This is a genomic window from Streptomyces sp. NPDC104831, from assembly GCF_055583025.1.
In genome coordinates, this window is the sequence record NZ_JBVJOT010000116.1 from 1 (window position 1) to 10,615 (window position 10,615).

The 10,615-nt window shown below is 75.8% G+C and carries 6 protein-coding genes; all 6 read right to left on the bottom strand.

Annotated features, from left to right (window positions below; translation table 11 throughout):
- Window positions 1–168: 168 nt before the first annotated feature.
- Window positions 169–1,314 carry a MalY/PatB family protein gene (locus tag ACZ63H_RS37940; protein ID WP_469873020.1) on the bottom strand — a complete coding sequence of 382 codons (1,146 nt, stop codon included), beginning with the start codon at window positions 1,312–1,314 and terminating at the stop codon, window positions 169–171.
- Between the two features lie 23 nt (window positions 1,315–1,337).
- Entirely contained in the window at window positions 1,338–2,549 is a 1,212-nt protein-coding gene (locus ACZ63H_RS37945; RefSeq protein WP_469873021.1) for an ATP-grasp domain-containing protein, read from the bottom strand.
- The gene (locus ACZ63H_RS37950) at window positions 2,521–3,840 is read right to left on the bottom strand and encodes an MFS transporter (RefSeq protein WP_469873022.1); all 1,320 of its coding nucleotides are present in this window, start codon (window positions 3,838–3,840) and stop codon (window positions 2,521–2,523) included. The genes ACZ63H_RS37945 and ACZ63H_RS37950 overlap by 29 nt, the downstream gene beginning before the upstream one ends.
- Window positions 3,837–4,835, bottom strand: a complete 999-nt coding sequence (gene sbnB, locus ACZ63H_RS37955; RefSeq protein WP_469873023.1) for a 2,3-diaminopropionate biosynthesis protein SbnB — start codon at window positions 4,833–4,835, stop codon at window positions 3,837–3,839. Before sbnB ends, ACZ63H_RS37950 begins: the two co-directional genes overlap by 4 nt.
- Before the next feature lie 25 nt (window positions 4,836–4,860).
- Entirely contained in the window at window positions 4,861–5,850 is a 990-nt protein-coding gene (sbnA, locus tag ACZ63H_RS37960; protein ID WP_469873024.1) for a 2,3-diaminopropionate biosynthesis protein SbnA, read from the bottom strand.
- A partial coding sequence (locus ACZ63H_RS37965; RefSeq protein WP_469873025.1) for a thioesterase II family protein occupies window positions 5,847–10,615 on the bottom strand: 4,769 nt, incomplete at its 5' end. The genes sbnA and ACZ63H_RS37965, both read right to left, overlap by 4 nt.

Here is a 10,615-nt window from a genome sequence, read left to right on the forward strand (position 1 = left end):
CGCAGTCCCATGAGAGCCGGAGCCGCGGTGGCTTTCCCCGATTGGTTTGTCGGCAGCAACGACCTACGGCTGCGCTGTTTCATGCTCACCGTTGTCCCCACTCCGCGGCGGCGGGGGGCCCCGTCTGTTCCGCCCCGCCGCCTTCGTGCGTCCCGGGATCCGGGCGTCTCAGGCCAGGGACTCCCGGATGCGGCGCAGGATGTCCTCCAGGATGTCCCGGGAGGTGGCGAAGTTGAGGCGTACGAAGCCCTCGCCGCCCGGTCCGAAGGCGCGTCCGTCGTTGAGCAGGACGCGGGCCTTGTCCTTCAGGAACGTGTGCGGGTCGGGGTCCGGCGCCGGCTCGCGGAAGTCCAGCCAGGCGAGGAACGTGGCCTCGGGCATCCGGTAGCCCACGCCGGCCGGGAGCCCGTCGCGCACCAGCGCGGCGTTGCGGGCCAGGACCGGCCGCAGTCCGGCGAGCCAGTCCTCCGCCCGCCGCCAGGCGGCCAGGGTGGCGGCGACACCGAAGGTGTTCGGCTCGCCGTACAGATGGGTGGGGTCGGCCAGCGCCGCGCGCACCTCGGCCGCGCCGACATGGGCGACGGCGCAGCGCACGCCCGGCACGTTGAACGCCTTCGTGGCCGAGGTCAGGGTCACCGTGCGGGCGGCCACCTCGTCCGCGAGGGAGGCGAACGGGATGTGCCGGTGCGGGGCGTGCACCAGATCGGCGTGGACCTCGTCGGCGATCACCAGCAGGTCGTGGCGCAGCGCGAGCCGGGCCAGCGCCCGCAGCTCCTCGCGCCGGAGCACCCGCCCCGTCGGGTTGTGCGGGTTGACCAGCAGCAGCACCCGCGAGGTGCCCTCGCGCAGCTCCCGGTCCAGCCGGTCGGCGTCGAAGGCCCAGCCGTCCCCGTCCGGGACGTAGGGCACCGCGTGCAGGCGCCGGCCCATGCTCGCGATGGTCTCCAGGAACGGCGGATAGGTCGGCGTGTGCACCACGACGCCGTCGCCCGGCCGGGTGGCGACGTTCAGCACGGCCTGCAGGCCCTGGTTGATGTCGGTGAACTCCCGTACGTGGGCGGGGTCGGGCGCCCAGCCGTGGTGCGTGCGCATGCGCTCGGCGAAGGCGGTCCGCAGCGGATTCTCCGCCGGCCGTCCGTCCCAGGAGGGGTAGCCGAGGTCGTTCTCCACGCACCGCAGCAGGGCCTCGCGCACGGCCGGGGCCGGCGGGAAGTCCATCTCCGCGATCCAGGCCGCGAGGACGTCCGGATCGGCCCGGCTCCATTTGGCGCCGGGGCGGCGGGACAGGGCGCGGACGTCGAGGTCGTCGAACATGGGGGGTGCCTTTCTGCCGTGCGTCATTCCGGGTGGGCGGTCGGCGCGGTCTGGAGGTGGACGCCGGCGACGGCCTTGGCGACGGTCTCGGCCGCCTGAGCCGGTGTCCCGCCGAGGGCGATGGCATGGCCGACGCGCTCCTCGGAGCTGCGCAGCCGGGCCAGTTCCTGGCCGGGGGCGCGGTCGAAGTGCCAGCGCAGGACGCCCGGGACGGGGGTGACGGAGAGCGTGGTGAGCGTGCCGGGCCCGGGCGGGAGGACGAAGCCGATGGCCGCCGCCGGTGCGGCCGGGGCCGGCCGGAGCGCGGGGCCGGTGCCGAGGAGTGCGGCTATCGCGCGCTCGTACTGGTCCTGGCCGGTGGCGAGTTCGACGAGTTCGGGGATGCAGTCGCCGCCGACCCGGGTGTGGGTCTCGATGACGACCGGGCCGTGCACCGGGTCGAGCCGCAGTTCGGTGTGGCTGGCGCCGTACCGGATGTCCAGCCGGTCCAGGACGCACCGCACCGCGTCCCCCAGCCGCGTGGCGTCGGCGTCGGTCAGCGGGGCCGGCACGACGTGTCCGGTCTCCACGAAGCCGGGGCTGCCGGTCGTCTGCTTCGCCGTGATCGCGAGGAGGGTGTGCGTCCCGTCGGAGCTGACCGCCTCCACGCTGAACTCGGGGCCGTCGGCGGCGTGTTCGGCGATGTATCCACGGGTTCGGCCGTCGTCCTGGGCGGGGAGGTCCGCCAGCCACCGGTCGAGGCCGGCGTACGACGCGAGGGCCGTGACCCCGGCGCTGCCCGCGCCGTCCTGGGGTTTGACGATCCAGCGCACGCCGTCGGGCTCCGCGCGCACGGCGGCGGCGATCTCCCGCGGGGTGCCCGCGGCATACGGCCAGGCGTACGGGGTGCCGGCGAGCAGGGCCCGCATGGCGGCCTTGTCGCGGGCGCGGGCCGCCGCCAGCGGGGTCACCGAGGGCAGGCCCAGCCCGGTGGCGATGCGTGCGCAGACCTCCTGGGCGAACTCGGTGAAGGAGACCACCAGGCGCGGCGGGCCCAGCTCGGCCACCAGGCGGTCCACGGCGGCCCGTGCCGCGGCGTGGTCGGTGATCGGGCTGAAGACGACGCGTTCGGCGTGCGCCGCGACCTCGGGGGGCACGGCCGTGCCGGGCGGCACCAGCACCACCGGCCGGTGGCCGTGCAGCGCGATCGCCCGGGCTCCCCCGGGGCTAGGCCCGAGCAGACACATCCACGTCATGGACGCTTCCTTCCCTACCGTCGTGCGGTTTCCGTGGGGTGGCCCGGTGGCCCCAGGACAGGGCCAGGCCGGTGAGCAGGGCGAGTGCGGCGCCGCCCCAGTAGGGCAGCGCCGCGGGGCCGGCCGGCACCCCGTGACCGGAGCGGTGGACGACCAGCAGCGTTCCCAGCCAGGCGCCCGCCGACTCGGCCGCGCCCCAGGCCACCCCCGCCAGGGCGTACGCGGCCGTGGTGGACAGCTCGCCGCGGCGTTCGCCGACCTGGGTGTCGTACAGCGGGCTCCACACCAGCTCGGACAGGGTGAACAGGACCATCGCCGCGAGGATCGGGCCGAGTCCGGCCGCGCGGCCGAGGGCGAACAGCACCACCGCGCCGGCGAGGACCGCGTTCGCCCCCAGGCACAGCAGCCCGAAGCCGGAGCGCGGCCGGTCCAGCAGCCGGCGCGACAGGGCCGACACCGGCACCTGGAGGGCCACCACCAGGACGGCGTTCAGGGTGAACACCAGGCCCAGTTCGCGGGCGCCGACCGCGTCCCCCAGGTAGGCGGGCAGCACGTCGAAGACCTGCGCGTACGCCACCCAGGTGCCGCACACCACGAGGGTGAAGGCGACGAACCGCCGGCCGGGCAGCCGGCGGACCGCGGTGCCGGCCGGGGCGGCCGTGCCGGTGCGGCCGGTGGCGCGCCAGACGCCGGGCAGCGCGGGCACGACGGCCAGCGCGACCAGGTCCAGCAGCGCGGCCGCCAGGGGCAGCCGGTCGGCGTGCCACTCCAGCAGCTGACCGCCGATCACCGGTCCGACGGCGGAACCGGCGTTGACGGCCATGTTCAGGTAGCTGAAGCCGCGCAGCCGCTGACCCGCCGGGAAGGCGGCGATCTGGGCCTTCATCGCCGTGGTCGCCATGGCCAGGGACAGGCCGGCCAGCGCGGCCGGCACCAGCCAGCCGTACACGGGCAGCCGCAGGCCGAGGCCGAGCACGGCGAACATCGCGACCGCGCCGAGATAGCCGGCGCCGACCGAGGCCTTCAGGCCCAGCCGGTTGATCAGCGGGACCAGCACCACGCCGCCCGCGCGGTTGGCCAGGATCGAGCCGCCCACGACGAGTCCGGCGGAGGCCCCGGACAGACCCCGGTCGTCGGTGAGCCACAGCCCGAGGTAGGGCAGTACCGCGAAGAACCCCGCGCTGCTGGTCGCGCGCGCCACGACCAGCGCGGTCAGCTGACGGCCGGTCAGCACCGGGCCGTCGGCACCGGGGGCCGCGCCCCGCCGGGGTGCGGCAGCCTCGTCGTTCACCACCGGCGGGTCTCCCCGAAGAAGTCGGGCAGCCGCAGCAGCCGGTCCTCCTCGAGCGCCCGCTCGTACAGCCAGTGGCCCACGGCCAGATCGAGGACGCCGAGGCCGAAGGGCGAGAACACGGTGGGCCGCCGCGGGTCCGGGCGCACCCGGCCGCGCAGCACGCCGGCGAGGGTGCCGGTGACGAACTCCCGGGAGCCGGTGAGCTGCTCGGCCAGGTGCGGGGAGGTGTCGGCCTTCAGGCAGTGCTCGACGTCGTCCAGGACGTTGTCGGCGGCGAGCAGGGTGCGCGGTGCCAGGTCGCGCAGCGAGATGTTCAGCACCAGCTGGCCGGGGCGGAAGCGGTGGGTGTCCGGCACGTACGGGGACAGGGCGGTGGTGGCGAACAGCACCAGGTCGCTGTCGAGGGCGGCGGACAGGTCCGTCTCCAGCGCGGTGACCGCGTACCGCTCGTTCAGGTAGCCGGTGAGGGCCGCGGCCGAGGCGGGGTCGAGGTCGTGGCAGCGGATCTCCGACGGCCTGATCCCGGCCGCGTACAGGTACCGGCAGACCGTGCGGGCGATCACGCCGCCGCCCACCACGCCGACCGTGGCGGGCGGGGCGGTACCGAGGGTGACGGCCGCGAGCGCGGCCGAGGCGGCGGTGCGTACGGCGCTGATGCCGGCGGCCTCCAGCAGGGCGACCGGGCGGCCGGTGTCGTAGTCGTTGAGGACCAGGACGGCCGAGGCGCGCGGCTCGCCCTTGGCGACGTTGGCGGGGAAGCTGGAGATCCACTTGACGCCCGCCATGCCGACCTCGCCGCCGAGGTAGGCGGGCAGCGCGATGATGCGGGAGTCGGGCTTCTCGGGGAAGCGGAGGAAGTAGCTGTCCGGGTTGACGCTGTCGCCCTCGTCGTGCGCCAGGTAGGCGGCGCGCACCCGTTCGATCACGCCCTGTTCCTGCCCGGCCAGCAGCTCGCCGGCGACCTTGCCGGTGAGGACCGAGAAGTCCGTCATCGATGTCCCTTCGTCGCGTCGTGTGTCATGTCAGTGCGGTGGTGGTGGGGTCCGTGCCCTGGGGCGCGGTGGCCGCGGCGCCGAAGCGGGCGGTGACCCAGTCGTCGTCGTAGACGGAGTCCAGGTAGCGGTCCCCGAGGTCGGGGGCGAGGGCGAGGACGGTGCTGCCGGCCGGGATCGAGGCGCGCATGGCCCGGATCGCGGCCAGTACGGTGCCCGAGGAGCCGCCCAGCAGTACTCCGTAGGAGCGGGCGACGTGACGGCACATCAGGACCGTGTCGCGCTCTTCGACGAGGACCTTGTCGAAGGAGCCGTCGTCCTGGAAGACCTCCGGCCGCCGGCTGGCGCCCAGGCCCGGGATCCAGCGGCGGCCGGGGGCCCCGCCGAAGGTGACCGAGCCCAGGGTGTCCACGGCCACGATCCGGGTGGCGGCGCCGGCGCGGCGGGCGTACGCGGTCACCCCCATCAGGGTGCCGGTGGTGCCCGCGCCGATGAACAGCCAGTCGGGCGCGCCGAACCCCTCGAAGATCTCGACGGCGGTGGTGTCCAGGTGGGCGCCGGGGTTGGCGGGGTTGGCGTACTGGTTCAGCCAGACGACCGACGGGTCCGCCGCCAGCAGCCGGTGGATCAGCTCGATGCGGCTGTGCAGGAAGCCCCCGTTGGGGTCGCGCGCGGTGACCACGACGACGTCGGCGCCGAGGGCCCGCATGCAGCGCACGCTCTGGTCGTTGGCGTTCGGGTCGGTGACGAGGGTGAGCCGGTGGCCCTTGGCGGCGCAGACCGAGGCGAGCGCGATGCCGAGGTTCCCGGAGGTGGACTCGATCAGCCGGGAGCCGGGTTTGAGCACCCCGTCCGCCTCGGCGTTCTCCACCATGGCGCGGGCCGCCTTGAGCTTGACGGAGCCGGCCGGGTTGAAGCCTTCGAGCTTCAGGTAGGTGGAGAAGTCCGGTACGAATCCCGGCAGTTCGAGGAATGCCTCGCCCCAGCCCAGCTCGTGGGCCCATCGCGCCTTCACGGTCCCACCGCCTTGCGCACCTGTTCCGCGAGGAAGTCGGGCCGGGTGGTGTGCAGCCGGTGGCCGCCGTGGACGGTGGCGTTCAGCGTGAACGCGTCGGTGAAGCGGGCCCACCCGTGGGCGTGTTCCTCGTGGCCGCGGGTCAGCGGGTCGTCGGCGGCGAGCAGCAGGGTGACCGGGGTGTCCAGCGCGGTGTCCGGGGGCAGGGCGGACAGCCGGGCCCAGGACCGGGCGGCGGCGGCCGAGTGGTGGCGGAACGCCTCGGCGAGCCGGTGGCGTTCGCCGGGCGGGAGGAGGTCCGCCGCGTCGAGGCCGGTGTGCCCGGCCAGCCAGGTCAGCACCTCCTCGTCGGTGCGGTCCAGGTCTGCTCGGGGGTCGGGCGGGGTGGCGTCGGTGCGGGGCAGGGACGCCACCACGAACACGTGCTCCGGTGCGCGGCCCGCCCGGCGCAGGGCGAAGGCGGTGTCCAGCGCGGGTGCCGCGCCGGCCGAGTGGCCGAGCAGGACGAGCGGGCCCTCGGCGCGGGCGGCGAGGGCGGCGGCCAGTTCGCCGGCCGGGGTGTCGCCGTAGCCGGCCGCCAGGACGCGCACGGGGGCGCCGGCCCGGTGCAGGGCCCGGGTGAGGTCCAGGTAGCCGGCCGGGGTGCCGCCCGCGAGGGGGAAGCAGACCACGGTGGCGGTGCCCTCGGGCCGCAGCCCGGCGATCGCGGTCAGGTCGGTCAGCGCGTCCGCCGGGCGGCCGGGGTCCGCGGGGCGGCCGGCGCGGCGGGCCAGGGCGCGGGGGGTCGGGTGGGCGAGGACGTCCCGCAGGGTCAGGCCGCCGGGCAGCCGGGCCGCGAGGCGCATCGCGGCCAGCGAGTGCCCGCCCAGGTCGAAGAAGCCGTCGGTGGCGCCGACGGTGTCCGGGGGCAGGCCGAGGACCTCGGCGAACGCGGCGGCCATCGCGGCCTCGGCCGGGGTCCGGGGCGGTTCGGCGGCGGGGCGGGCGGCCGCCGCCAGGGGCCGGCGGGCCAGGGCGGCGCGGTCCACCTTGCCGTTGCGGGTGACGGGGAACGCGTCCAGCCGCTCGAAGACGTCCGGCAGGAGGTAGCGGGGCAGGAAGCGGGACAGTCCGGCGCGCAGGGCGTCCGGCCGGGGTTCGGCGGTGCCCGTGTACCAGGCGGCGAGCAGGTGCCGGCCGCCGTCGCGGCGGGGCAGCACCACGGCGTGGTCCACGCCCGGCACCCGGGCGAGCGCGCCCTCCACCTCGCTCGGTTCGACGCGGTGGCCGCGCACCTTGGTCTGGTGGTCGCGGCGGCCCGCGCAGTCCAGCACCCCGCCGGGCAGCCAGCGGCCGATGTCGCCGGTGCGGTAGAGCAGTTCGGAGGTGCCGTCGAGGGTGTTCGCCGTGAACGCCCGGGCGGTGCGTCCGGGGTCGTTGAGGTAGCCGAGGCCGACGGCGGTGCCGGTGACCAGGATCTCGCCGTAGGTGCCGACGGGCACGTGCCGCCCGTCGGGGCCGACGATGTGGATGCCGGTGTTGGCGATCGGCCGGCCCACGGGCACCCGCTTCCCGGTGGCCGGGGCCGTGAGGACGTGGTGGGTGACGTCGTCGGAGGTCTCGGTCGGCCCGTAGGCGTTGACCATGGGCACGTCGTACCGGTCGAACCAGCGGCGGCTGAGCGCGGGCGGGAACGCCTCGCCGGTGACCAGGTTCCAGCGCAGGGCGCCGAGGTCGCGGGGCCGGACGTCGAGTTCGCCGAGCAGGGCGTCCAGGAAGGAGGGGACGACCTCCAGCACGCTGACCGCGTCGTCCTCCAGGGCCCGGGCGAAGGCGGGCAGGTCGGTGACCGTGTCGGCGCCGTAGATCACGGTGTGCCCGCCCACCAGCCAGGCCGCGAGCAGTTGCCACACGGAGATGTCGAAGCACTGGGTGGCGGTCTGCGCGACCACGTCCTCCTCGGTCATGCGCAGCGCGTCGACCTTGGCGAGGAGGTGGTTGAGCATGCCCTCGTGGTGGACGAGGGCGCCCTTGGGCTCACCGGTGGAGCCGGAGGTGAAGATCAGGTAGGCGGGGTCGGCGGGGGCCGGGGTGTGCCGGGTGCCGGCGGTGCCGGTGGCCGGGCGGCCGTCGTCCCCGTCCGTCAGCTCCTCGTAGCACAGCACGGCCGGGCCGGTGCCGTCGTCCGCGGTGAGGGCACGGGCCAGCGCGGGGTGGTGCGCGGAGGTGGTCAGCACGTGCCGGCACCCGGAACGGGTCAGCATGGCGCGCAGCCGGACGGCGGGGTCGGCCGGGTCCTGCGGCAGGTAGACCGCGCCGAGCCGCAGCACGGCGAGGACGGTGACGGCCCAGGCGATCCGGCGGTCCATCGGCACGGCGACCACGTCACCGGGCCGCACCCCGGCGGCGGTCAGCCGGGCGGCCAGCCGGGCGCTGCGGCCGTCCAGTTCGCGGTAGTCGAGCGCGTGGGCGCCGTGCCGGACGGCGACCGCCTGCGGGCGGGCGGCCACCTGGGCCGCGAACAGGGCGAGCACGCCGCCCTCGGGCAGCGCGCGGGCCGGGCCGGCGTAGCCCGCCAGCAGCGCGCGTTCCGCCGCGCCCAGCAGGCCGGCCGCGCGGACGCCGGTGTCGGGGGCGGTGACCAGCGTCCGGAGGGCGCGCCGGTAGTAGCCGGCGATCCGCTGGATCTGCTCCGGCGGGAACGCGCCGGGGTGGTAGTGCAGGGACAGCGCCACCGTGCCGGTGAAGGCGTCCTGCCAGAACTCCGCGCGGAAGGGGAACTCGGTCTGGCTGGCCACCCGGGTGCGCTCCAGCCGCAGCCCGTGCTCGCGGCGCAGCTCGTCCAGGACGTGGAAGTGGGTGAAGTTGAAGACGGCCTCGAACAGCGGTTCCCGGGTGGGGCGTCGCCGTTTCATCTCGCTCATGGGGTAGCGCCGGTGCGGCAGCAGCGCGGTCTCGGCGCGGTACGCCTCGCGCACCAGGTCGGCCCAGCTGCCGTCGCCGACCCGGGCGCGCAGCGGGAGGGTGTTGAGGAAGAGTCCGGCGACCCGGTCGCCGTCCACGGTCTCGGGCCGGCCGCTGTGCTCGTAGCCGGTGAGCACGTCGTCCGTGCCGGTGACCAGCGCCAGGACGGCCAGATGGGCGGCCATCAGGACCGACTTCACGGGGACGTTCAGCCGTCCGGCGAGCCGGATGACGCCCTCGGGGACGCCGTCGGGCAGCGGCACGTCGTGCATGACCACGCCCTCGGCGCCGTCCGGGGCGCCGGGCAGCCGGGGCAGCCGGCCGCCCTCGTGGCCGTCCAGCAGGTCCTCCCAGAAGGCGCGGCTCTCCGCCGAGCCGGCCGCCTCGCGTTCCAGGCGGACGAAGTCCTGGTAACCGGTGCCGAGCGGGCCGAGGCGTGGGGTGCGGCCGGCGCGCAGCGCCAGGTAGGCGGCGAACAGGTCGTGGTGGACCACGCTGACGCTCCAGCCGTCCAGGGCCGCCGCGTGGTAGCTGAGGCTGTACTGGTATCCGCTCTCCCCCAGCAGGTGCACCGCGATCCGGACCAGGCCGCCCCGCTCGGGCCGGAAGCCGCGGGCGAGTTCGCGCGTCTGGTACTCGTCCAGGGCGCGCTCCCGTCCGGCCTCGTCCAGGGGGGACAGGTCGGTGACCTCCACCGGGTCCGGGGTGCCGGCGTGCACGATCTGCAGGGGTTCGCCGTAGCCGGTGACGTGCAGCGAGGTGCGGAACACGGGGTGGCGGGCGGCGACCAGGCCGGCGGCGGCACGGAACGCCGCCAGGTCCAGCGGCCCGGCGACGCGGAAGCCGACGATGTCGTGGTAGAGCCCCGGCCGGTGCCCGGTCAGCTCGACCTCGTACAGCAGGCCGCTCTGGAGGGCGGACAGCGGGTAGGCGTCCCGCGCGTCGGCCGGCAGCCGCTCGGCGTCGGCCGGGGCGAGCAGGGCGAACGGGCGGGCCGCGCCGGTGTGCAGCCGCTCCCGCCGGACGTGCGGCTCCAGCCCGGCGAGCGTGGGATGGGCGAACAGGTCCTGGAAGGAGAAGTCGAGGCCGGCCCGGCGGGCCTCGGCGAGCACCCGCACCATCATGATCGAGTCGCCGCCGAGGGCGAAGAAGTTGTCGTCCGGTCCGATGTCCGCGACGCCCAGCACCCGTGCCCAGATCTCCGCGAGCCGGACGGCGGTCTCGCCGGTGGGCGCGCGCCGCTCGCCCCGGGGGGCGGCGCGGCGGGGCGGCGGCAGGGCCGAGGTGTCCCGTTTGCCGTTGTGGCCGGTGGGGATGGCGGGCACGGTGACGACGAACGCCGGGACCATGTAGGAGGGCAGTTCGGCGGCCAGCCGGGCGCGCAGCGCCTGTTCGTCGTAGCCGTCGCCGGGGACGACGTAGGCGCACAGGTGGCGGTGGCCCGTGTCGTCGGCGACGGCGAGGACCGCCGAGGCGGTGACGCCGGGCGTGCCCTCGGCGACGTGCTCGATCTCCGCGGGTTCGATGCGGTAGCCGCGGATCTTGACCTGGGTGTCGAGCCGGCCCAGGTACTCCAGGGTGCCGTCCGGCAGCCAGCGGGCCAGGTCGCCGGTGCGGTAGCCGCGGCCGGCCGGGAACTCCGGGTCCGCCACGAAGCGTTCGGCGGTCAGCTCGGGCGCCCCGAGGTAGCCGCGGGCCAGTCCGGCGCCGCCGATGCACAGTTCGCCGGGGGTGCCGATGGGGGCGGTGGTGCCGGCGCGGGGGGGGACCCGCCAAACAAAGGGGTTGAGGGGGCGGGCGAAGGGGGAACACCCGCCCGGAC

What these genes read in the sequence shown, in the direction of transcription:
- ACZ63H_RS37940 (WP_469873020.1), bottom strand. Translation starts at nt 1,314, where the DNA reads ATGTTCGACGACCTCGACGTCCGCGCCCTGTCCCGCCGCCCCGGCGCC.
- ACZ63H_RS37945 (WP_469873021.1), bottom strand. Translation starts at nt 2,549, where the DNA reads ATGACGTGGATGTGTCTGCTCGGGCCTAGCCCCGGGGGAGCCCGGGCG.
- sbnB (WP_469873023.1), bottom strand. Translation starts at nt 4,835, where the DNA reads ATGACGGACTTCTCGGTCCTCACCGGCAAGGTCGCCGGCGAGCTGCTG.